We start from the raw sequence: 19,618 nt of genomic DNA, 5'->3' as shown, positions 1-19,618 counted from the left end.
AAGGCGGGGCGGTGTCGGATTGCGGGGTGTCCGCGGCATGGATGCCGCGGCCAAGCCTACAGGGACGTACTTGCGGCGTCCCCGCAATCCGACACCGCCCCGCCAACCCACGGATAGCCCGCTTTTGACGTTGACTTTGATGTTGACGTTGATTCGGCAGGTGCAGGGCGCAGCCCTGCCGAAACACACTTACCGCACCTGTTCCTGCTTGCGCACGATCGCCATCGCGATCTCCAGCGACTGCTCGTAGTTCAACCGCGGGTCCACCGTCGAACGATAGGCGCGCTCCAGGTCACGCTCGGTCAGCTCACGCGCGCCACCGGTGCACTCGGTCACGTCTTCGCCGGTCAGCTCCAGGTGCACGCCGCCCAGGCGCGTGCCTGCGGCCGCATGCAGATCGAACGACATCTCCACTTCGCCACGCACGTTGTCGAAGCGCCGCGTCTTGAAGCCGTTGGCGGTGCTCTCGGTGTTGCCATGCATCGCATCGCACACCCACAGCACGCGACGACCGTCGCGCTTGACCGCATCCAGCAGCGGCGGCAGCTTCTGCGCGATCTGCGACGCCCCCATGCGATGGATGAAGCTCAGGCGGCCCGGCTCGTCATGCGGATTGAGCACGTCGATCAGGCGCAGCAGCTGGTCCGGGGTTACCGACGGGCCCACCTTGATCGCAATCGGGTTGCGCACGCCACGCAGGTATTCCACGTGCGCGCCATCGAGTGCGGCCGTGCGCATGCCGATCCACGGATAGTGCGTGCTCAGGTTCAACCAGCCCTGCTGGCGCGGCACCTGGCGGGTCAGCGCCTGCTCGTAGGGCAGCAGCAACGCTTCGTGCGAGGTGTAGAAATCGATGCGGTTGAGGTTGTGCACGCGGGCCCCGGCCAGGGTCTCCATGAAGTGCACCGCATCACCGATTGACGCCACCATCTTCTGGTACTCGGCGGCCAGCGGCGAATGGCTCACCCATTCTAGGTTCCAGTACTCGGGGTGGTGCAGGTCGGCGAAACCGCCGTCGATCAGCGCACGCACGAAGTTCATGGTCATCGCCGAGTGCGCGTGGGCCTGCAGCATCCGCTTCGGATCCGGCAGCCGCGCCGCTTCGGTGAAGGCCGGCGCGTTGATGACATCACCGCGATAGCTGGGCAGGGTCACGCCATCACGGGTTTCGGTATCGGCCGAACGCGGCTTGGCGTACTGGCCGGCAAAGCGGCCGACGCGGATAACCGGCTGGCGCAGGCCGTGCACCAGCACCAGGCTCATCTGCAACAGAACCTTCAACCGGTTGGAGATGGTTCCCGACTCGCAGTCGCTGAAATTCTCGGCGCAGTCCCCGCCCTGCAGCAGGAAGCGCTTGCCCTCCTGGGCGTCGGCCAGCTGCTGCTTCAGCGCCAGGATCTCCCAGGAGGTCACCAGCGGCGGCAGCCGCTTCAGTTCGTGCAGGGCCGCGTCCAGCGCCACCGGATCGGGATAGATCGGCATCTGCAGCGCGGTCTTGCCACGCCAGCTCTCCGGCGACCAGGCAGCGCCAGCGGCGGTCGCAGCGGGTTCGGGGACGGGCGGAACGGCGGACAGGCTCATTGCAGACTTCCGGGGTGGGGGGCCGTCATGGTCGCATCGCCAGCCGCTGCCGCAAAGGCCCAACCGGTCCGGCGCGGCCGCCTGAACGGCAGAGAAAGGCCGACGCGAGCAGCCAGATCGAGCATGGTCAGCCGCCCGGGACAAGCGCATGATTTGTTACGGAGTAACACTCTCATGTCATGGACCAGCCCCTTCCACGCCCTGCCATCACTCTTCCCATCATGAAGCCCTCGCCCCTCGCTACCGGCATCACCTTCGCCCTGGCCCTGGCCAGCCTGCCCGCCTTCGCGGCCTCCACCGATGACGACAGAACCTCGGTCAAGGACCTGGATACGGTCACCGTCAGTGCTCAGCTCGACCAGGCCCGCAACGCCCTGTCACCGGACATCGGCAGCAGCCAGTACCAGATCACCGCCGAGGACATCCAGAAGCAGCCGCTGGGCGCTTCCGCCCCGCTCAGCCAAGTGCTGCTGCAGGCCCCGGGCGTGGTCCAGGACTCCTACGGCGGCGTGCACGTGCGCGGCGACCACGCCAACCTGCAGTACCGCATCAACGGCGTACTGCTGCCCGAATCGATCTCCGGCTTCGGCCAGACCCTGGATGCGCGCACCATCAAGAGCATCCGCCTGATGGACGGCGCGCTGCCGGCGCAGTTTGGTGAGCGTACTGCTGCGGTGGTCGACATCACTACCCGCAGTGGCGCCGCGCTGGGCAACGGCGGCAGCGCCGGGCTGACCGCGGGCTCATTCGGCAAGGTCAATCCGAATGCCTCCTGGTGGGGCTCACAGGGGCGCTGGAGCTGGTTCCTGACCGGCAACTACGACCAGAACGAGGTCGGCCTGGAGAACCCGACCAACTCACGCAGGCCGCTCCACGACGACACCCACCAGGGCAAGGCGTTCGCCGACCTCACTTATCTGGTCAACGAGAACACCCGCCTGAGCGTGTTCGCCGGCTTCGCCAACAACCGTTTCCAGATTCCGGTCAACCCCGGCCAGACGCCACAGTTCGGCTACCTGGACACCACCACCTTCGACTCCAGCCAGCTGGATGAGACCCAGCGCGAGACCACCCGCTTCGGCATGCTGGTGCTGCAAGGCACGTTGGGCAGCACCGCCTACCAGCTGTCCGCCGGCCAGCGCTACAGCGATGTCGGCTTCAATCCCGACGTGGCCGGCGACCTGGTGTTCAGTGGCGTCGCCTCGCAGGTCCAGCGCAGCAACCGCGCCAACACCCTGCAGGCCGATTTCTCGACGCCACTGGGCGACAACCACACCCTGCGCTACGGCCTGTACGGCAACTACGAGAACGCGCGGGCCAGCAACGACAGCTGGGTGTTCCCGGTCGGCGCCGACGGCCAGCAGTCCAGCACCACGCCACGGCTGATTCCCGATCGCAGCGCGTTCCACGCCAGTACGCTGGCGCTGTACGTGCAGGACGAATGGAAGATCGGCGACGACTGGACCGTGAACTACGGGCTGCGTGGCGACCACTACAAGGCCTTTGGCCACACCGAGGGCCAGCTCAGCCCACGCGTGGGTGTGGTCTGGAATGCCAGCAGCAGCACCACCGTGCACGCCGGCTACTCGCGCTACTTCACGCCACCGGCCAGTGAACTGATCGCCAGCAGCGACATCGCCCTGTACGACGGCACCAGCAACCAGCAGTCCAGCGCAGGCAACAGCACGCCACTGGCCGAACGCAGCGACTACTACGACATCGGCGTCTCCCAGCAGCTGGGCGAGCACCTGACCCTGGGCCTGGACGCGTACGACCGCCGTGTTGCGCGGCTGCAGGATGAAGGCCAGTTCGGCGCCGCGTACATCTATTCGACGTTCAACTACCGCCGCGGCCACATCCGTGGCCTGGAGTTCAGTGCCGACTACAGCAACGGCCCGTTCAGCGCCTACGTCAATGCCGCCCTGAGCAAGGCGATCGGCACCGACGTCATCACCGGCCAGTACAACCTCGATCCCGAGGCGCTGGCCTACGTGGCCAACCACTGGATCCACCTGGACCACGACCAGAAGCTGACGTCGTCAGGCGGCTTCAGCTACGCCTTCGCCGGCCACAACCGGATCGGTGCCAACTACGTGTTCGGCAGCGGGTTGCGTTCGGATGTCGAGGGCGTCCCCAACGGTGGAGAGCTGCCGTCATACCTGCAGGTGAACCTCAGTGCAGGACATGACTTCAATGCCGACAGCGGCCATCCACTGCACGTGCAGCTGGCGGTGATCAACGCACTGGACCGCAGCTACCAGCTGCGCGATGGCGGTGGCGTGGGCGTCTTCGCACCACAGTGGGGGCCGCGCCGCGGCGCCTACCTGAGCCTGCAGCAGGACTTCTGAGGTAGTGCCGGCCGCTGGCCGGCATTCCCACGGTGTGCCGGCCAGCGGCCGGCACTAACCTGCTTTCAGCGCTTGACCTTGCGCAGCGACACCACCAGTGCCCACAGCGCCAGCAGCACGAACCACACGCCCGACCACATCGGCATGGTCAGGCCCAGGAAGGTCCAGTCGATGTTGCCGCAGTTGCCGGTACCGGTCAGCACCGTGCGGAACACTTCCAGCGGCCCCATGGTCTCGCTCAGAAAGCTCAGCGGCGGGCCACAGGTGGCGCCCATTTCCGGCGGCAGCATCTGCACGTAGACGTGGCGGGCAGCGATGCCGACGCCCACCGCCGCGGCAATGAAAGCCAGCACGCCATAGGTCGCGCGGCCAGCGCGGTTGGACGGCCCGTGCAGTGCACCGATCAGGAACAGCAGGCCGAGTGCGGCGAACGCCAGGCGTTGGAAGATGCACAGCGGACACGGCTCCAGCCCCATCTTCAGCTGCAGGAAGATCGCGTAGCCAAGCAGGCCCGCGCAGATCAGGAAGCCCAGGAAGAACTGGGCGCGGAAGGGCCAGCGCAATGGATTCATCGTCAACGCTCAAACGGATCAGGCGCCAAGCGTAACCGAGAGTGCGCGCCATTCGAACCGCTGCAGGTGACGCCTGTCGGAACGGTATGGGTCAGACGCTCTTTGCGAACGCAAAGGGCCCGGACCCGCTGTGCTACGGGCATGGGGTCAGAGCCCTTTCCTGCGGAAAGGGATCCGCCCCCTGGAAACGCAAAAGCCCGGCAGAGGCCGGGCTTTCGCTGTGTCGCGTTGGAGCGGTCCGATTACTCGGCCACTGCCTCGGCCACGACCGGACGGTCAACCAGCTCGACGTAGGCCATCGGCGCGTTGTCGCCGGCGCGGAAGCCGCACTTCAGCAGGCGCAGGTAGCCGCCCGGACGATTCGCGTAGCGCGGGCCCAGGATGGTGAACAGGTTGCCCACGGCTTCGTTGTCGCGCAGACGGGCGAAGGCCAGACGGCGGTTGGCGACGGAGTCGACCTTGGCCAGGGTGATCAGCGGCTCGGCAACGCGGCGCAGTTCCTTGGCCTTCGGCAGGGTGGTCTTGATCAGCTCGTGCTTGAACAGCGAGGCGGCCATGTTCTTGAACATCGCTTCGCGGTGGGCGCTGGTACGGCTGAACTTACGGCCAGACTTCTGGTGACGCATGGTGATATTCCTTGGTTAATGATGTGGCTGTGCGGATCGTTGTCGCCTTCATGGCGTTGCTGCGCGGACTGCGGTTGGTCCTGGCCATCCATCCTGGACGACCTGCCCGCGAACCTTCGTTCGTCGTGGCGGTGTTGCCTGGGTGCAATGGCCCCGCCGTTGCCGACGGGGCCATGCGGTCTTGCAGAAAGGCGTTATCAGCCCAGCATGCCGTGGCTGGCGACGCCGGCCGGCGGCCAGTTCTCCAGCTTCATGCCGAGTGACAGGCCACGCTGGGCCAGCACTTCCTTGATTTCGGTGAGCGACTTCTTGCCCAGGTTCGGGGTCTTCAGCAGCTCCACTTCGGTCTTCTGGATCAGATCGCCGATGTAGTAGATGCTTTCGGCCTTCAGGCAGTTGGCCGAACGCACGGTCAGCTCCAGATCGTCGATCGGGCGCAGCAGCACCGGATCCACGCCGTTGTTGGCCGGCTTCGCCGCACCGCGGTCGCGGTGGGTGAAGTCACCGAACACCGACAGCTGGTCGCTGAGGATGTCGGCGGCGGTGCGCACGGCTTCCTCGGCATCGATGGTGCCGTTGGTCTCGATATCGATGACCAGCTTGTCCAGGTCGGTACGCTGCTCGACGCGGGCCGCTTCCACGGCATAGGCGACGCGGCGAACCGGCGAGAACGAGGCATCCAGGACCAGACGGCCGATGGCACGGGTTTCTTCGTCCGGACGACGACGCGCGGCAGCCGGCTGGTAGCCGAAACCACGTTCGATCTTCAGACGCATGTTGACTGCCGTGTCCTTGGTCAGGTGGCAGATGACATGGTCGCCGTTCAGGATCTCCACATTGTGGTCGACCTTGATATCGGCAGCGGTGACAACGCCCGGGCCCTGCTTGGACAGGGACAGGGTGGCGCTGTCGCCGGAGTGCATACGGATGGCCACGTCCTTCAGGTTCAGCAGGACTTCGAGCACGTCCTCCTGCAGACCCTCGACCGTGGTGTACTCATGCAACACGCCGTCGATTTCGACTTCCGTGATGGCGAAGCCCGGGATGGACGACAGCAGCACGCGACGCAGGGCATTACCCAGCGTATGCCCGTAACCCCGCTCCAAAGGTTCGATAACGACCTTTGCACGGGTGTCGGTAAGGCGTTCGATCTGCGGACCGCGAGGACGCAGAACCTGGTTGGCGGTAACCGTCATGTTGCGGGTTCTCCTAGTGAACCCCCGGCCGTCGCCGGGGGCTCTCCAATGTGAATTACTTCGAATACAGCTCGACGATCAGCGCTTCGTTGATGTCCGCGGGCAGATCCGAACGATCCGGAACAGCCTTGAAGATGCCGGTGAACTTACCGGAATCCACTTCAACCCACGACGGGCTCAGGTCATGCTGGGCGGCGACGGTCAGGGCTTCCTGGACGCGCAGCTGCTTGGCAGCCTTTTCAGACAGGGCGATGGCGTCGCCAGCCTTGACCTGGTACGAAGCCAGGTTGACCGACTTGCCATTCACGGTGACGCCGCGGTGCGACACCAGCTGACGGGCAGCCGGACGGGTCACGGCGAAGCCCATGCGGTAGACGACGTTGTCCAGGCGGGTTTCCAGCAGCTGCAGGAGGTTCTCGCCGGTGTTGCCCTTCTTGGTCGAGGCCTTCTTGTAGTAGTTGCGGAACTGACGCTCCAGCAGGCCGTAGATACGCTTGACCTTCTGCTTTTCACGCAGCTGGGTGGCGTAGTCGGACAGCTTGCCCTTGCGGGCAGTGGCGCCGTGCTGGCCGGGCTTCTGCTCCAGCTTGCACTTGGAGTCCAGCGCACGCGCCGGGCTCTTCAGGGACAGGTCGGCGCCTTCGCGACGGGCGAGCTTACAGGTAGGACCGATATAACGAGCCATTTCTTATCGCTCCCTTTAGACGCGACGCTTCTTCGGCGGACGGCACCCGTTGTGCGGGATGGGCGTCACGTCGATGATGTTGGTGATCTTGTAGCCGACGTTGTTCAACGAACGCACGGCCGACTCACGGCCCGGACCCGGACCCTTGATGCGGACTTCCAGCGACTTCACGCCGTAGTCCAGCGCAGCACGACCGGCCTTTTCGGCAGCCACCTGGGCAGCGAACGGGGTCGACTTGCGCGAACCGCGGAAGCCAGCGCCACCGGAGGTCGCCCACGACAGAGCATTGCCCTGGCGGTCGGTGATGGTCACGATGGTGTTGTTGAACGAAGCGTGGACGTGGGCGACGCCGTCGGTGACGACGCGCTTGATCTTCTTCTTGGTTTTAGCAGCGGGCTTAGCCATTTATAGGTCCCTTACTTCCTGATCGCCTTGCGCGGGCCCTTGCGGGTGCGGGCGTTGGTACGGGTGCGCTGGCCACGCAGCGGCAGGCCGCGACGGTGACGCAGGCCGCGGTAGCAGCCCAGGTCCATCAGGCGCTTGATCGCGATGCCGATTTCACGGCGCAGATCGCCTTCCACGATGTACTTGCCGACTTCGGCGCGCAGGCGCTCGATTTCCGGCTCCGACAGATCGCGGATCTTGGTGGTCGAAGCAACGCCTGCGACTTCGCAGACCTTCTTCGAACGGGTACGGCCGATGCCGTAAATGCTTTGCAACCCGACCCAGACGTGCTTCTGGGCTGGCAGGTTGACGCCTGCAATACGCGCCATGACGCGGTTCTCCAGCTGAGTGATGGCCGACAGCGCGCCTCGGGCACGCCAATCCGGCAGGATGGATCAAAAAAGTGAACTAGCGATACTAACAAGGTTCCGGTTTACATGGAAGCCCGTGAAACCATTGGTTTCATGAACCCGGCCTGGGGAGTGTGCCCAGGCTCCGGCGCCGGATGCGGTTGATCCTGGGGTTTCCCCCGGGGTCGCCCGCGCTACTCCAGCGCGAGACCACCTCATCACACCCCCACCCGGAACCGCTGCGGGGGCCGCCCTTCGTTTGTGTGGCCGGAGTCCGCGAAGCGGAGGGACCATCACGTCAGGAAGACGAAAGTATAACAGGCCAATCAGCCGCGGGCAAAACCGCCGCGGTTGCCGCCCTTCAGGTTGGCCTTCTTCAACAGGCTCTCGTACTGGTGCGACATCAGGTGCGCCTGCACCTGGGCAATGAAGTCCATCACCACCACCACCACGATCAGCAGCGACGTGCCGCCGAAGTAGAACGAGGCGTTCAGCTGCGTGCGCATCAGTTCCGGCAGCAGGCAGACGATCACCAGGTAAGCCGAGCCGGCCGCGGTCAGGCGGGTCAGCACGCCATCGATGTAATCAGCAGTGGCCTTGCCCGGACGGATGCCCGGAATCAGCGCACCCGACTTCTTCAGGTTGTCGGCGGTTTCCTGCGAGTTGAACACCAGCGCGGTGTAGAAGAACGCGAAACCGGTGATCAGAGCGGCGAACACGATCATGTGCAGCGGCTCGCCCGGACCGAGGGCGTTGGCCACCTTCTGCAGGATCTGGCCGGTGCTGCTCTGGTTCGCAGCCTGGCCGGACCACATCGCCAGGGTGGCCGGGAAGGCCAGCAGGCTCGAGGCGAAGATCGCCGGGATGACGCCGGCCATGTTGAGCTTCAGCGGCAGGAACGAGGTCTGGTTCATGTACGCGTTGCGACCGCCCTGGCGGCGCGCGTAGTTCACCGTGATCCGGCGCTGGCCACGCTCGACGAACACCACGAAGAAGGTGAAGGCGAGCACGACGATGGCGATCAGCAGCAGCTGGATGAACTGGATGTTGCCGTCGCGGTAGGCGTCGAAGGTGTGGATGACCGCACCCGGCAGGCCGGCCACGATACCGGCGAAGATGATCAGCGACACGCCGTTGCCGATGCCGCGCTCGGTGACCTGCTCACCGACCCACATCAGGAACATGGTGCCGGCGGTCAGCGCGACCACGGCGGTGAGCACGAAGCCCATGCCTGGTGCGTACACGACCGGAGCGCCCGACGGCGAGACCTGGCCCTGCAGGGCCAGCGCGATCGAACCGCCCTGCACCACTGCCAGCAGCACGGCGCCGATGCGCGAATACTGGGTGATCTTGCGGCGACCGGACTCACCTTCCTTCTGCATCGCCTTCAGGGCGGGGAAGATGTGCACGGCCAACTGCATCACGATCGATGCCGAGATGTACGGCATCACGTTCAGCGCGAAGATGCTGAAACGGTGCAGGGCGCCGCCCGAGAACATGTTGAACATGTCCACGATGCCGCCGCCCTGCTGTTGCATCATGGCAAGCATGGCATCGGGATTGACCCCCGGCACCGGCACATAGCAGCCGATGCGATAGACGATCAAAGCCCCGACGACGAACAGCAAACGTTGGCGAAGTTCAGTGAACTTGCCCATTCCGCCCGCGAGGTTACCGATGCCAGCTTGCGCCATGATTTTCTTACTCCGTTACGCTGCCGCCGGCAGCTTCGATCGCGGCCTTGGCACCAGCCGTGGCAGCGATACCCTTCAGGGTGAACGCCTTGGTCACTTCGCCCTTGACGACGACCTTGGCCTTCTTTGCAGTGCTCGGGACCAGCTTGGCAGCACGCAGGGCGGCGAAGTCGATCTCACCGGCCGGCAGCTTGTCCAGCGCGTACAGCAGCACTTCAGCGGTGTCCTTGGCGATCGGCGAACGGAAGCCGATCTTCGGCAGACGACGCTGCATGGGGGTCTGGCCGCCTTCGAAGCCAGCCTTGATCTTGCCGCCACCCTTACGGGCGAACGAACCCTTGTGGCCGCGGCCGGCAGTCTTGCCCAGGCCCGAGCCGATACCGCGACCGACGCGGGTGCGCTCGGTGCGGGCGCCCGGTGCCGGGCTCAGTTCATTGAGACGCAGAGTCATGATCGATTACTCCTCAACCTTGACGAGGTAGTGAACGGTGTTGATCAGGCCGCGAACCTGCGGGCTGTCCTTCAGTTCACGCACATCGTTCAGCTTGTTCAGGCCCAGAGCACGCACCGACAGGCGGTGACGCGACTGAGCACCACGCAGGCCACGCACCAGACGCACCTTCACAGTCTTGTTGGACTCATTAGCCATGGTTGAGTTCCTCCACCTTCTTGCCGCGCTTGGCCGCGATGCGAGCCGGCGACTGCGCAGCAGACAGGCCCTTCACGGTGGCACGCACCAGGTTGATCGGGTTGCGCGAACCGGTGGCCTTGGCCAGCACGTTCTTCACGCCAACCGCTTCCAGCACGGCGCGCATGGCACCGCCGGCGATGACGCCGGTACCTTCGGAAGCCGGCTGCATGAACACGCGGGCTGCGCCGTGACCATCCTTGATGGTGTGCCACAGGGTGCCGTTGTTCAGGTCAACGCTGACCAGGTTCTTGCGAGCCTGTTCCATCGACTTCTGGATGGCGACCGGCACTTCGCGGGCCTTGCCATAACCGAAACCGACCTTGCCTTCGCCGTCGCCGACAACAGTCAGGGCGGTGAAGGTGAACTGGCGGCCACCCTTGACGGTCTTGCTGACGCGGTTGACCGCGACCAGCTTTTCGATCATGCCGTCGTCGACTTTCTCTTCGCGGTTACGGTCGCGATCGCGACCCCGCTGCTGACGTTCTTCTGCCATCTTGATTCCTTGGTTGTTTGGGTATGTACGGCTCGAGGCCGCTTATGGTTGTGGAGTGACGCGTTGACCCGGTGGGCCGCTGCAGAAGAGCGGCGCCGTCCAGCCTCACTCAGGCTGGCGAGCAGGCGGGCAGGAGACCAGAGGTCCCCTGCCCTTGTCCCTTAGAACTGCAGGCCGGCTTCGCGGGCGGCTTCTGCCAGGGCCTTGATGCGGCCGTGGTAGCGGTAGCCCGAACGATCGAAGGCAACCTTCTCGACGCCGGCGGCCTTGGCGCGCTCGGCAACGATACGGCCAACCTTGGCAGCAGCATCAGCGTTCTTGCCGTTCTTCAGGCCGTCCTTGATGTCGGCCTGGGTGGTGTTGGCAGCAGCCAGCACCTTGGAGCCGTCGGCGGTGAAGACCTGGGCGTACAGGTGCTGACCGGTGCGCAGCACCGACAGGCGGGCGACACCGAGCTCACGGATGTGGGCGCGGGTCGACTTGGCGCGACGCAGGCGGGCGATGTTCTTGTTCATTTTGATTATTCCTTGAAAGCTGAAGGATGGGCTTTTCCCTGAGGAGTCCGCACAGGGATGTGCGGGCTCTTGCGAGGGACTCGCACTTACGCCTTCTTGGCTTCCTTACGGATGATGACTTCGTCGGAGTACTTCACGCCCTTGCCCTTGTACGGTTCCGGCTTGCGGAACGCACGGATCTTGGCGGCGACTTCACCGACGACCTGCTTGTCAGCGCCCTGCACCAGGATTTCGGTCTGGGTCGGGGTGGTGATGGTGATGCCTTCCGGCGCCACGAACACGATCGGGTGCGAGAAGCCCAGCGACAGGCTGAGGTCCTTGCCCTGCATGGCGGCACGGTAACCCACGCCGACCAGCTCCAGCTTGCGCTCGAAGCCTTCGGAAACACCCTTGACCATGTTGGACAGGATGGCGCGGACGGTACCGGTCAGCGGGATCAGATCGACGCTTTCGGTGCTCAGGGTGGCAACGCCGTTCTCGACGTTGATGGCAATACCAGCCGGCTTGGCCAGCGACAGGGTGCCCTTCGGGCCCTTGGCGGTGACGTTGTCGTTCTGGACGTTCAGTTCAACCTTACCCAGGTCGATCGGCTTCTTGGCTACGCGGGACATAGTTCTACTCCTTTCGCCTTAGGCCACGAAGCACAGGACTTCGCCGCCGACGCCCAGCTGGCGCGCCTGCGCATCAGTCATGATGCCCTTGGAGGTGGAAATGATGGAGATACCCAGGCCGTTCATGACCTTCGGCAGCTCGCTCTTGCCGCGGTACTGGCGCAGGCCCGAACGCGAGAAGCGCTTCAGGGTCGCGATGACCGGCTTGCCTTCGAAATACTTCAGCACGATTTCCAGCTCGGACTTGTTGTTCTCGAGCGCGGTCACGCGCAGGTCGGTGATGTAACCCTCGTCCTTCAGGACCTGGGCGATCGCAACCTTGATCTTGGACGACGGGGCTTTCACCGTCTGCTTGCCAACCGCGGCCGCATTCTTGATGCGGACCAGCAGGTCGGCGATGGGATCAGTCATGCTCATATGAGTACCTTTGAGTGCACCGATATCCGCTTTCGCGAAAATCTGTTGTCTCCTGGAAACGGGCCAGGTCCCTTCATGCAGTGGGCCGGAAGCCCACCCCTACATCCCCGTTTGCGCAGGGTAAGACGCGGGAGTATACGCCAAAAGAGCCCGACTTGCGTCGGGCTCTTCGGGTTTTTTCGCAGAGGGAAAGCTGAACGCCCTGCCCTCCCGGTTCAGGAGCCCCCGAGGGGGCCCCTGATCGCAGGACCGGCTGGGATTACCAGCTGGCCTTGCGCAGGCCCGGAACGTCGCCACGCATGGTGGCTTCGCGCAGCTTGTTGCGACCCAGGCCGAACTTGCTGTACACGCCACGCGGGCGGCCAGACAGTTCGCAACGGCTGCGGTGGCGGCTCGGCGACGAATCGCGCGGCAGCTTCGACAGCTTGGTGGCGGCCTCGATCTTCTCTTCGTAGGTCGCGTCCTGCGAGGACACGATCTTCTTCAGAGCCGCACGCTTGACAGCGTACTTTTCAGCCAGCTTCTTCCGCTTGATGTCGCGGTTGACCATGGAGGTCTTTGCCATTTCGGTTTCCTCGACGGATCAGTTACGGAACGGGAACTTGAACGCTGCCAGCAGCGCCTTCGCTTCCGCGTCGGTCTTCGCAGTGGTAGTGATGGCGATATCCATGCCGCGGATCGCGTCGACAGCGTCGAAGTCGATTTCCGGGAAGATGATCTGTTCCTTCACACCCATGTTGAAGTTGCCGCGACCGTCGAAGGAACGACCGGAAACACCACGGAAGTCGCGCACGCGCGGCAGCGAGATGTTGATCAGGCGGTCCAGGAACTCGTACATCTTGTGGCGACGCAGCGTGGTCTTGCAGCCGATCGGCCAACCATCACGGATCTTGAACGACGCAACCGAGATACGCGACTTGGTGACAACCGGCTTCTGGCCGGAAATCTTGGTCATGTCGCCGACGGCGTTTTCCAGGATCTTCTTGTTGGTGGCCGCTTCGCCGACACCCATGTTCAGGGTGACCTTGACCAGCTTCGGCACTTCCATCGGATTGGTGTAGCCGAACTGCTTCATCAGCGCCGGCACCACTTCTTCCTTGTAAAACTTTTCGAGACGGGAAGTCATCTTCACATTCCTCAGGCGTCGAGCGCCTCACCGCTGGAGCGGAACACACGCAGTTTGCGTCCATCCTCCAGCACCTTGAAGCCAACGCGTTCGCCCTTGCCCGAAGCCGGGTTCAGCACATTCACGTTGGAGATATGGATCGACGCTTCACGCTCGACCACGCCGCCGGCAACACCTGCCTGCGGGTTCGGCTTGGTGTGGCGCTTGACGATGTTCACGTTGGCGACGACCACACGGTCGCCGTCGACGCGGACGATTTCGCCCTGCTTGCCCTTGTCCTTGCCGGCGTTGACGACAACCTGGTCGCCCTTCTTGATACGGTTAGCCATGATTATCTCCTGTCGCTCACAGCACTTCGGGAGCGAGCGAGACGATCTTCATGAACTTCTCCGAACGAAGTTCACGCGTCACCGGCCCGAAGATACGGGTACCGATCGGCTCCTGCTTGCTGTTCAGCAGAACGGCAGCGTTGCCGTCGAAGCGGATCAGCGAGCCATCGGCGCGACGCACACCCTTGCGGGTACGCACCACGACGGCGTCATACACTTCACCCTTCTTGACCTTGCCGCGCGGAATTGCATCCTTCACGGTGACCTTGATGATGTCGCCGATACCGGCGTAACGGCGCTTGGAACCACCCAGCACCTTGAAGCACATCACCTGCTTGGCACCCGAATTGTCCGCGACGTCAAGGTAGCTCTGCATCTGGATCATGATTCAGACTCCTTATTCAGCCGCACGCGTGATGACTTCCACCACGCGCCAGTTCTTGGTCTTGGACATCGGAGCAATCTCGGTCACGCGGACGACATCGCCTTCCTTGCAGGCGTTGTCGGCATCGTGGGCGTGCAGCTTGGTCGAGCGCTTGATGTACTTGCCGTACAGCGCGTGCTTGACCTGACGCTCAACCAGGACGGTAACCGTCTTGTCCATCTTGTTGCTGACGACACGGCCTTCGACCGTGCGCAGCGCCTTGTTTTCAGTATTGTCGCTCATAGCGGCCATCCTTACTTCGTGCTGCCGAGCAGGGTCTTGACGCGAGCAATCTCGCGACGGACCCGGCGGATGTCGTGTGTCTTCGGCAGCTGGCCGGTGACCTGCTGCATACGGACAGAGAACTGTTCCTTACGCAGGTCGATCAGGTGGGCCTTGAGTTCGTCAGCCGACTTTTCACGGAGAGTTTTGAGTTCCATCAGCGCACCGTCCGGGTCACGAAAGTGGTGGTGACCGAGAGCTTGGCGGCGGCCAGGCGGAATGCCTCGCGTGCCACGTCTTCGGTAACACCCTCGATTTCATAGATCATGCGGCCGGGCTGGATCTGGGCCACCCAGTATTCCACGTTGCCCTTACCCGAACCCATTCGAACTTCGATGGGCTTCTTGGTGATGGGCTTGTCGGGGAACACGCGGATCCACATCTTGCCGCCGCGCTTCACGTAGCGGCTGATCGAGCGGCGGGCCGCTTCGATCTGACGCGCGGTCAGCTGACCGTGGGCGGTTGCCTTCAGGCCGTATTCGCCGAAGCTGACAGCGTTGGCGCTCCAGCTCAGGCCTTCGTTACGGCCCTTGTGTACCTTGCGGTACTTGGTTCGCTTGGGTTGCAACATTGTCGTTACCTCGCTTCACGGGCCGGGCGCTGACGGTCACCACGGTCGCCGCGATCGTGACGATCGTTGCGCGACGGGGTGTCGTCCTGCTTTTCCTGGCCAACCTGGGAGAAATCGAAGACTTCGCCCTTGTAGATCCAGACCTTGATGCCGATGATGCCGTAGGTCGTCTTGGCTTCAGCGAAGCCATAGTCGATGTCGGCACGCAGGGTGTGCAGCGGCACGCGGCCTTCGCGGTACCACTCCGAACGGGCGATTTCTGCACCGTTGAGGCGGCCACCAACGTTGACCTTGATGCCCAGGGCACCCAGGCGCATCGCGTTGCCCACCGAGCGCTTCATGGCGCGGCGGAACATGATGCGACGCTCCAGCTGCTGCGCGATCGATTCGGCAACCAGCTGTGCGTCCAGCTCCGGCTTGCGCACTTCGGTGACGTTGATGTGCGCCGGGACGCCCATCATCTCGCTCACTTCCTTGCGCAGCTTCTCGATGTCCTCACCGCGCTTGCCGATCACCACGCCCGGACGGGCGGTGTGGATCGTCACGCGAGCGGTCTTGGCCGGACGCTCGATCAGGATCTTGCTGATGCCGGCCTGAGCCAGCTTCTTGCGCAGCATTTCGCGAACTTTCAGGTCGGCTGCCAGGTAACCAGCGAACTCGGCCTTGTTGGCGTACCACTTGGAGTTCCAGTCCTTGGAAATGCCGAGGCGGATACCAATCGGATGAACTTTATGACCCATGGTCTTTTCCTTATCCGCTTACTTGGCGGCGCCCACAACCACAGTGATGTGGCTGGTGCGCTTGAGGATGCGGGTACCGCGGCCTTTCGCCCGCGCCATGAAACGCTTCAGGGTCGGACCTTCATCAACCATGATGGTCTGAACCTTCAGCTCGTCGACGTCGGCGCCCTGGTTGTTCTCGGCATTTGCAATAGCCGACTCCACCACCTTCTTGATCAGGTGGGCAGCCTTCTTGTCCGAGAACTTCAGCAGGTTGACCGCACGCTCGGCCGGCAGACCGCGCACCTGGTCAGCGACCAGACGAGCCTTCTGCGGGGAGATGCGCGCAGTGCGCAGGATGGCTTTCGCTTCCATTGTCATCTCTCCTTACTTGCCCGACTTCTTGTCACCACCGTGACCCTTGAAGGTCCGGGTGATGGCAAATTCGCCGAGCTTGTGGCCGACCATGTTCTCGTTGACGAGAACCGGGATGTGGTTCTTGCCGTTATGCACGGCAATGGTGACGCCTACCATGTCAGGCAGGATCATCGAACGACGCGACCAGGTCTTGATCGGACGCTTGCTACCCGCAGCGGCAGCCACCTTAGCAACCAGGTGGTGATCGACAAACGGGCCCTTCTTGAGTGAACGTGCCATGGTCGATTAGCCCCTACGATCGCGGACGATGAACTGCTGAGTGCGCTTGTTATGGCGCGTCTTGTAACCCTTGGTCGGGACACCCCACGGGGTGACCGGATGCGGGTTACCCTGGCCGGCCTTCGCCTCACCACCACCGTGCGGGTGGTCAACCGGGTTCATGGCTGCACCACGAACGGTCGGGCGGACGCCGCGCCAGCGCTTGGCACCGGCCTTGCCCAGCTTTTCCAGGCTGTGCTCGTCGTTGCCGACTTCGCCGATGGTTGCGCAGCACTCGACAGGAACCTTGCGCATTTCACCCGAGCGCAGGCGCAGGGTGGCGTAGATGCCTTCACGAGCCACCAGCTGCACGGCCGCACCAGCGGCGCGAGCGATCTGAGCGCCCTTGCCGGGCTTCAGTTCGATGCAGTGGATGGTGGTACCAACCGGGATGTTGCGCAGCGGCAGGGTGTTGCCCGCCTTGATCGGGGCGTCCGAACCGGCGATCACCTGATCACCCGCCTTCAGACCCTTCGGGGCGATGATGTAGCGACGCTCGCCGTCGACGTAGCACAGCAGGGCGATGTGGGCGGTGCGGTTCGGATCGTATTCGATGCGTTCCACACGCGCCGGGATGCCCAGCTTGTTGCGCTTGAAGTCGATGATGCGGTAGTGCTGCTTGGCACCACCACCGACGTGACGCACGGTGATGCGGCCATGGTGGTTACGACCACCCGAGCGGCTCTGCGACTCGACCAGCGCGGCGTGCGGAGCACCCTTGTGCAGGTCGGGAGTGACCACGCGCACGGCCGAACGGCGGCCGGGGGAAGTGGGCTTGAATTTCATCAATGGCATGGGATGTACCTCAGGCCTTGGCCGTTACATCGATCGACTGGCCGTCGGCCAGGCGAACGTACGCCTTGCGCCAATCGCCGCGGCGGCCAGCACGGTTACGGAAGGACTTGTTCTTGCCCTTGACGTTGACCACGTTGACTGCTTCGACCTTGACGTCGAACAGCTGCTCAACCGCGGCCTTTACATCGGCCTTGGTGGCTTCGTTCGAAACTTCGAAGACATACTGGTTGGAGAGTTCCTGCAGGCGCGCGGTCTTTTCGGAGACACGCGGGGCACGCAGCACGCTGAAGATTTTTTCGTTGCTGTTCATGCCAGCCACTCCTCGACCTTCTTGACCGCGTCAGCGGTGATGACGACCGTGTCGGCACCGACCAGCGACACCGGATCCAGGCCCTGGACGTCACGCACCTGCACGTACGGCAGATTGCGGGCGGACAGGTACAGGTGCTCGGAGGCTTCTTCAGTGACGATCAGCGGGCGCTTGCCCACTTCCAGGCCGGCCAGCTTGGCGATCAGACCCTTCGTGTTGGTCACTTCGACATCGAAGGACTCCACGATGGTCAGACGGCCTTGACGGTTCAGCTCGGACAGGATCGCGCACATGGCGGCACGGTACTGCTTACGATTGACCTTCTGCTCGAAGCTGCGCGGCTTTGCCGCGAAGGTGACACCGCCGCCGACGAAGATCGGAGCCGTCAGTGCGCCATGACGCGCGCCGCCGCCCTTCTGCTTCTTCGACTTCTTGGTGGTACCTGCCACTTCGGAGCGAGTCTTCTGCGCCTTGGTGCCGGCGCGACCGGCGTTGCGGTAAGCAACGACGACCTGGTGGACCAGATCTTCGCTGAAATCGCGACCGAACACGGCGTCAGAGACCGAGACCTTGTTGTTGCTACCCGTGATAACGAGTTCCATCGTCATCTCTCCTTATGCCTTGCTCGCCGGACGGACGATCACATCGCCACCCGCCGCGCCCGGAACGGCGCCGCGAACCGCGATCAGACCGCGCTCCACGTCGACCTTGACCACTTCCAAGTTCTGGGTGCTCTGCTGCACCGCGCCCATGTGGCCCGACATCTTCTTGCCCGGGAAAACGCGACCCGGGGTCTGGCGCTGACCCAGCGAACCCGGCGCGCGATGCGACAGCGAGTTACCGTGGGTTGCATCGCCCATACGGAAGTTGTGGCGCTTGATGGTGCCCTGGAAACCCTTACCCTTGGTGACACCCTGGACGTCGACGATCTGGCCGACTTCGAAGATGTCCGCCTTGACTTCGCCGCCAACGGCGAAATCGCCGAGCTGCGCGTCTTCAACGCGGAATTCCCACAGGCCACGGCCCGCTTCCACCTTCGCCTTGGCGAAGTGGCCGGCTTCCGGCTTGTTGACCAGGGCAGCGCGACGCGCGCCGACGGTCACCTGCACGGCGCTGTAGCCGTCGGTTTCGACGGTCTTGATCTGCGCGATGCGGTTCGGGGTTGCTTCGATCAGGGTCACCGGGATGGAACGACCATCTTCGGTGAACACGCGGCTCATGCCAGCCTTGCGGCCCACGAAGCCCAACGAATACTTCTTCGTCATGGTCGTAGTCCTCAGGTCAGCTTGATCTGAACGTCGACGCCGGCAGCCAGTTCGAGCTTCATCAGCGCGTCCACGGTCTTGTCATTCGGGTCAACGATATCGAGCACGCGCTTGTGCGTGCGGGTCTCGTACTGGTCACGCGCGTCCTTGTCGACGTGCGGGGAGACGAGAACGGTATAACGCTCGATCTTGGTCGGCAGCGGGATCGGGCCACGCACTTGCGCGCCGGTCCGCTTGGCCGTCTCAACGATCTCGCTGGCCGAACGGTCGATCAGACGATGATCGAACGCTTTCAGCCGGATCCGGATCTTTTGGTCCGCCATGGCGGTAGGTTCCTTCGTTAAAAGAGCGACAGACAAAGCCTCTGGGTTGCTTTGCCCCATGAAATTCCTGAATACAGACGGCCCGCACTCCTGCAGGCCGACAAGGTCAATCCATGGACCTCAAAAACGTAGGCAGACCCGTTTCCCGGTCTGCCCAGACGTAGAAGCATAATGGCACGCAAGGCAGCTGTCAACAGTCTCCTGTTGACGCCGCCTGAATGGCATTGACCCTTCCTGGTCCGGGGAACACAAGGCACATCCTGTGCCTGCTTTCCCATTTTGATACGCCCCGATGCCCTACCCAGGCAACATCGGGGCGCAGATACTACCAGATTACTCGATGATCTTCGAGACCACGCCGGCGCCGACGGTACGGCCGCCTTCGCGGATGGCGAAGCGCAGGCCTTCGTCCATTGCCACCGGGTTGATCAGGGTGACGACCATCTTGACGTTATCACCCGGCATCACCATTTCGACGCCTTCCGGCAGCTGGGCTGCACCGGTGATGTCGGTGGTGCGGAAGTAGAACTGCGGACGGTAGCCGTTGAAGAACGG

General features: G+C 63.4%; 31 protein-coding genes. 1 reads left to right on the top strand and 30 read right to left on the bottom strand.

Annotation, left to right across the window (positions count from 1 at the left end):
- Positions 1-189 precede the first annotated feature (189 nt).
- The gene (locus AC07M7_RS18995) at positions 190-1,581 is read right to left on the bottom strand and encodes a class II 3-deoxy-7-phosphoheptulonate synthase (protein ID WP_495208047.1); all 1,392 of its coding nucleotides are present in this window, start codon (positions 1,579-1,581) and stop codon (positions 190-192) included.
- Between the two features lie 221 nt (positions 1,582-1,802).
- On the opposite strand from AC07M7_RS18995, the gene AC07M7_RS18990 reads away from it, so the two are divergent.
- Positions 1,803-3,929, top strand: a complete 2,127-nt coding sequence (locus AC07M7_RS18990; RefSeq protein ID WP_495208046.1) for a TonB-dependent receptor — start codon at positions 1,803-1,805, stop codon at positions 3,927-3,929.
- A 65-nt stretch (positions 3,930-3,994) separates the two neighbouring features.
- On the opposite strand, the gene AC07M7_RS18985 is transcribed toward AC07M7_RS18990, so the two are convergent.
- The 29 genes from AC07M7_RS18985 to AC07M7_RS18845 all read right to left on the bottom strand — a co-directional run.
- On the bottom strand, positions 3,995-4,501 hold the full coding sequence (locus AC07M7_RS18985; RefSeq protein ID WP_046983713.1) for a disulfide bond formation protein B: 507 nt from the start codon (positions 4,499-4,501) through the stop codon (positions 3,995-3,997).
- 242 nt (positions 4,502-4,743) lie between these two features.
- Positions 4,744-5,127: a 50S ribosomal protein L17 gene (rplQ, locus tag AC07M7_RS18980; RefSeq protein ID WP_004145464.1), complete on the bottom strand. Its 384-nt coding sequence runs from the start codon at positions 5,125-5,127 to the stop codon at positions 4,744-4,746.
- A 197-nt stretch (positions 5,128-5,324) separates the two neighbouring features.
- Positions 5,325-6,323, bottom strand: a complete 999-nt coding sequence (locus tag AC07M7_RS18975; protein ID WP_004145453.1) for a DNA-directed RNA polymerase subunit alpha — start codon at positions 6,321-6,323, stop codon at positions 5,325-5,327.
- A gap of 55 nt (positions 6,324-6,378) precedes the next feature.
- A complete protein-coding gene (gene rpsD, locus AC07M7_RS18970) occupies positions 6,379-7,008 on the bottom strand; it encodes a 30S ribosomal protein S4 (protein ID WP_004145446.1) in 630 nt (209 codons plus the stop codon).
- 15 nt (positions 7,009-7,023) lie between these two features.
- Positions 7,024-7,413, bottom strand: a complete 390-nt coding sequence (gene rpsK / locus AC07M7_RS18965) for a 30S ribosomal protein S11 (RefSeq protein ID WP_004145443.1) — start codon at positions 7,411-7,413, stop codon at positions 7,024-7,026.
- An 11-nt stretch (positions 7,414-7,424) separates the two neighbouring features.
- A complete protein-coding gene (gene rpsM / locus AC07M7_RS18960) occupies positions 7,425-7,781 on the bottom strand; it encodes a 30S ribosomal protein S13 (RefSeq protein ID WP_004145437.1) in 357 nt (118 codons plus the stop codon).
- A 347-nt stretch (positions 7,782-8,128) separates the two neighbouring features.
- The gene (gene secY / locus AC07M7_RS18955) at positions 8,129-9,496 is read right to left on the bottom strand and encodes a preprotein translocase subunit SecY (RefSeq protein ID WP_004145436.1); all 1,368 of its coding nucleotides are present in this window, start codon (positions 9,494-9,496) and stop codon (positions 8,129-8,131) included.
- 7 nt (positions 9,497-9,503) lie between these two features.
- Positions 9,504-9,947, bottom strand: coding sequence for a 50S ribosomal protein L15 (gene rplO, locus AC07M7_RS18950; RefSeq protein ID WP_004154498.1), 444 nt, complete (start codon positions 9,945-9,947; stop codon positions 9,504-9,506).
- A gap of 6 nt (positions 9,948-9,953) precedes the next feature.
- Positions 9,954-10,145: a 50S ribosomal protein L30 gene (gene rpmD / locus AC07M7_RS18945; protein WP_004145412.1), complete on the bottom strand. Its 192-nt coding sequence runs from the start codon at positions 10,143-10,145 to the stop codon at positions 9,954-9,956.
- Entirely contained in the window at positions 10,138-10,680 is a 543-nt protein-coding gene (rpsE, locus tag AC07M7_RS18940) for a 30S ribosomal protein S5 (RefSeq protein ID WP_004145411.1), read from the bottom strand. Before rpsE ends, rpmD begins: the two co-directional genes overlap by 8 nt.
- A 161-nt stretch (positions 10,681-10,841) precedes the next feature.
- A complete protein-coding gene (gene rplR / locus AC07M7_RS18935; RefSeq protein WP_174238316.1) occupies positions 10,842-11,201 on the bottom strand; it encodes a 50S ribosomal protein L18 in 360 nt (119 codons plus the stop codon).
- Between the two features lie 80 nt (positions 11,202-11,281).
- Positions 11,282-11,806 carry a 50S ribosomal protein L6 gene (rplF, locus tag AC07M7_RS18930; RefSeq protein WP_004145389.1) on the bottom strand — a complete coding sequence of 175 codons (525 nt, stop codon included), beginning with the start codon at positions 11,804-11,806 and terminating at the stop codon, positions 11,282-11,284.
- An 18-nt stretch (positions 11,807-11,824) separates the two neighbouring features.
- Positions 11,825-12,223, bottom strand: coding sequence for a 30S ribosomal protein S8 (gene rpsH, locus AC07M7_RS18925; protein WP_004145387.1), 399 nt, complete (start codon positions 12,221-12,223; stop codon positions 11,825-11,827).
- Positions 12,224-12,482: 259 nt separating this feature from the next.
- Entirely contained in the window at positions 12,483-12,788 is a 306-nt protein-coding gene (gene rpsN / locus AC07M7_RS18920) for a 30S ribosomal protein S14 (RefSeq protein WP_004145363.1), read from the bottom strand.
- Between the two features lie 18 nt (positions 12,789-12,806).
- Positions 12,807-13,349, bottom strand: a complete 543-nt coding sequence (gene rplE / locus AC07M7_RS18915) for a 50S ribosomal protein L5 (protein WP_004145361.1) — start codon at positions 13,347-13,349, stop codon at positions 12,807-12,809.
- A gap of 11 nt (positions 13,350-13,360) precedes the next feature.
- A complete protein-coding gene (gene rplX, locus AC07M7_RS18910; protein ID WP_004145359.1) occupies positions 13,361-13,678 on the bottom strand; it encodes a 50S ribosomal protein L24 in 318 nt (105 codons plus the stop codon).
- Positions 13,679-13,694: 16 nt separating this feature from the next.
- Positions 13,695-14,063 (bottom strand): 50S ribosomal protein L14, encoded by a 369-nt coding sequence (gene rplN / locus AC07M7_RS18905; protein ID WP_004145357.1) that lies wholly within the window; start codon positions 14,061-14,063, stop codon positions 13,695-13,697.
- Positions 14,064-14,075: 12 nt separating this feature from the next.
- Entirely contained in the window at positions 14,076-14,345 is a 270-nt protein-coding gene (gene rpsQ / locus AC07M7_RS18900; protein WP_004145355.1) for a 30S ribosomal protein S17, read from the bottom strand.
- An 11-nt stretch (positions 14,346-14,356) separates the two neighbouring features.
- Entirely contained in the window at positions 14,357-14,542 is a 186-nt protein-coding gene (rpmC, locus tag AC07M7_RS18895; RefSeq protein WP_004145353.1) for a 50S ribosomal protein L29, read from the bottom strand.
- Positions 14,542-14,955 carry a 50S ribosomal protein L16 gene (rplP, locus tag AC07M7_RS18890; protein WP_004145352.1) on the bottom strand — a complete coding sequence of 138 codons (414 nt, stop codon included), beginning with the start codon at positions 14,953-14,955 and terminating at the stop codon, positions 14,542-14,544. The genes rpmC and rplP overlap by 1 nt, the downstream gene beginning before the upstream one ends.
- A 5-nt stretch (positions 14,956-14,960) precedes the next feature.
- Positions 14,961-15,695, bottom strand: a complete 735-nt coding sequence (rpsC, locus tag AC07M7_RS18885; RefSeq protein WP_004145350.1) for a 30S ribosomal protein S3 — start codon at positions 15,693-15,695, stop codon at positions 14,961-14,963.
- A gap of 18 nt (positions 15,696-15,713) precedes the next feature.
- Positions 15,714-16,049: a 50S ribosomal protein L22 gene (gene rplV / locus AC07M7_RS18880; protein WP_004145348.1), complete on the bottom strand. Its 336-nt coding sequence runs from the start codon at positions 16,047-16,049 to the stop codon at positions 15,714-15,716.
- Between the two features lie 12 nt (positions 16,050-16,061).
- On the bottom strand, positions 16,062-16,331 hold the full coding sequence (rpsS, locus tag AC07M7_RS18875) for a 30S ribosomal protein S19 (protein WP_004145340.1): 270 nt from the start codon (positions 16,329-16,331) through the stop codon (positions 16,062-16,064).
- A gap of 6 nt (positions 16,332-16,337) precedes the next feature.
- Positions 16,338-17,165 carry a 50S ribosomal protein L2 gene (gene rplB / locus AC07M7_RS18870; RefSeq protein WP_004145339.1) on the bottom strand — a complete coding sequence of 276 codons (828 nt, stop codon included), beginning with the start codon at positions 17,163-17,165 and terminating at the stop codon, positions 16,338-16,340.
- A gap of 10 nt (positions 17,166-17,175) precedes the next feature.
- Positions 17,176-17,475 (bottom strand): 50S ribosomal protein L23, encoded by a 300-nt coding sequence (gene rplW, locus AC07M7_RS18865; RefSeq protein ID WP_004145338.1) that lies wholly within the window; start codon positions 17,473-17,475, stop codon positions 17,176-17,178.
- Positions 17,472-18,077: a 50S ribosomal protein L4 gene (gene rplD / locus AC07M7_RS18860; RefSeq protein ID WP_004145337.1), complete on the bottom strand. Its 606-nt coding sequence runs from the start codon at positions 18,075-18,077 to the stop codon at positions 17,472-17,474. Before rplD ends, rplW begins: the two co-directional genes overlap by 4 nt.
- Positions 18,078-18,089: 12 nt before the next feature.
- Positions 18,090-18,740 (bottom strand): 50S ribosomal protein L3, encoded by a 651-nt coding sequence (rplC, locus tag AC07M7_RS18855; RefSeq protein ID WP_004145336.1) that lies wholly within the window; start codon positions 18,738-18,740, stop codon positions 18,090-18,092.
- Between the two features lie 11 nt (positions 18,741-18,751).
- The gene (gene rpsJ, locus AC07M7_RS18850) at positions 18,752-19,063 is read right to left on the bottom strand and encodes a 30S ribosomal protein S10 (RefSeq protein WP_005408208.1); all 312 of its coding nucleotides are present in this window, start codon (positions 19,061-19,063) and stop codon (positions 18,752-18,754) included.
- Positions 19,064-19,396: 333 nt separating this feature from the next.
- Positions 19,397-19,618: EF-Tu C-terminal domain-related protein (locus tag AC07M7_RS18845; RefSeq protein WP_495208045.1), on the bottom strand; the 222-nt coding region annotated here is incomplete at its 5' end.

The organism is Stenotrophomonas sp. GW821-FHT09E08 (genome assembly GCF_059416125.1).
The sequence above is the reverse complement of the archived record's forward strand: the minus strand, read 5'-3'. Positions and strand labels throughout refer to the sequence as shown.

Bases quoted from the DNA above. Each gene is read 5' to 3' on its own strand.
- AC07M7_RS18995 (WP_495208047.1), bottom strand. From the start codon at position 1,581: ATGAGCCTGTCCGCCGTTCCGCCCGTCCCCGAACCCGCTGCGACCGCC.
- AC07M7_RS18990 (WP_495208046.1), top strand. From the start codon at position 1,803: ATGAAGCCCTCGCCCCTCGCTACCGGCATCACCTTCGCCCTGGCCCTG.
- AC07M7_RS18985 (WP_046983713.1), bottom strand. From the start codon at position 4,501: ATGAATCCATTGCGCTGGCCCTTCCGCGCCCAGTTCTTCCTGGGCTTC.
- rplQ (WP_004145464.1), bottom strand. From the start codon at position 5,127: ATGCGTCACCAGAAGTCTGGCCGTAAGTTCAGCCGTACCAGCGCCCAC.
- AC07M7_RS18975 (WP_004145453.1), bottom strand. From the start codon at position 6,323: ATGACGGTTACCGCCAACCAGGTTCTGCGTCCTCGCGGTCCGCAGATC.
- rpsD (WP_004145446.1), bottom strand. From the start codon at position 7,008: ATGGCTCGTTATATCGGTCCTACCTGTAAGCTCGCCCGTCGCGAAGGC.
- rpsK (WP_004145443.1), bottom strand. From the start codon at position 7,413: ATGGCTAAGCCCGCTGCTAAAACCAAGAAGAAGATCAAGCGCGTCGTC.
- rpsM (WP_004145437.1), bottom strand. From the start codon at position 7,781: ATGGCGCGTATTGCAGGCGTCAACCTGCCAGCCCAGAAGCACGTCTGG.
- secY (WP_004145436.1), bottom strand. From the start codon at position 9,496: ATGGCGCAAGCTGGCATCGGTAACCTCGCGGGCGGAATGGGCAAGTTC.
- rplO (WP_004154498.1), bottom strand. From the start codon at position 9,947: ATGACTCTGCGTCTCAATGAACTGAGCCCGGCACCGGGCGCCCGCACC.
- rpmD (WP_004145412.1), bottom strand. From the start codon at position 10,145: ATGGCTAATGAGTCCAACAAGACTGTGAAGGTGCGTCTGGTGCGTGGC.
- rpsE (WP_004145411.1), bottom strand. From the start codon at position 10,680: ATGGCAGAAGAACGTCAGCAGCGGGGTCGCGATCGCGACCGTAACCGC.
- rplF (WP_004145389.1), bottom strand. From the start codon at position 11,806: ATGTCCCGCGTAGCCAAGAAGCCGATCGACCTGGGTAAGGTTGAACTG.
- rpsH (WP_004145387.1), bottom strand. From the start codon at position 12,223: ATGAGCATGACTGATCCCATCGCCGACCTGCTGGTCCGCATCAAGAAT.
- rpsN (WP_004145363.1), bottom strand. From the start codon at position 12,788: ATGGCAAAGACCTCCATGGTCAACCGCGACATCAAGCGGAAGAAGCTG.
- rplE (WP_004145361.1), bottom strand. From the start codon at position 13,349: ATGACTTCCCGTCTCGAAAAGTTTTACAAGGAAGAAGTGGTGCCGGCG.
- rplX (WP_004145359.1), bottom strand. From the start codon at position 13,678: ATGGCTAACCGTATCAAGAAGGGCGACCAGGTTGTCGTCAACGCCGGC.
- rplN (WP_004145357.1), bottom strand. From the start codon at position 14,063: ATGATCCAGATGCAGAGCTACCTTGACGTCGCGGACAATTCGGGTGCC.
- rpsQ (WP_004145355.1), bottom strand. From the start codon at position 14,345: ATGAGCGACAATACTGAAAACAAGGCGCTGCGCACGGTCGAAGGCCGT.
- rpmC (WP_004145353.1), bottom strand. From the start codon at position 14,542: ATGGAACTCAAAACTCTCCGTGAAAAGTCGGCTGACGAACTCAAGGCC.
- rplP (WP_004145352.1), bottom strand. From the start codon at position 14,955: ATGTTGCAACCCAAGCGAACCAAGTACCGCAAGGTACACAAGGGCCGT.
- rpsC (WP_004145350.1), bottom strand. From the start codon at position 15,695: ATGGGTCATAAAGTTCATCCGATTGGTATCCGCCTCGGCATTTCCAAG.
- rplV (WP_004145348.1), bottom strand. From the start codon at position 16,049: ATGGAAGCGAAAGCCATCCTGCGCACTGCGCGCATCTCCCCGCAGAAG.
- rpsS (WP_004145340.1), bottom strand. From the start codon at position 16,331: ATGGCACGTTCACTCAAGAAGGGCCCGTTTGTCGATCACCACCTGGTT.
- rplB (WP_004145339.1), bottom strand. From the start codon at position 17,165: ATGCCATTGATGAAATTCAAGCCCACTTCCCCCGGCCGCCGTTCGGCC.
- rplW (WP_004145338.1), bottom strand. From the start codon at position 17,475: ATGAACAGCAACGAAAAAATCTTCAGCGTGCTGCGTGCCCCGCGTGTC.
- rplD (WP_004145337.1), bottom strand. From the start codon at position 18,077: ATGGAACTCGTTATCACGGGTAGCAACAACAAGGTCTCGGTCTCTGAC.
- rplC (WP_004145336.1), bottom strand. From the start codon at position 18,740: ATGACGAAGAAGTATTCGTTGGGCTTCGTGGGCCGCAAGGCTGGCATG.
- rpsJ (WP_005408208.1), bottom strand. From the start codon at position 19,063: ATGGCGGACCAAAAGATCCGGATCCGGCTGAAAGCGTTCGATCATCGT.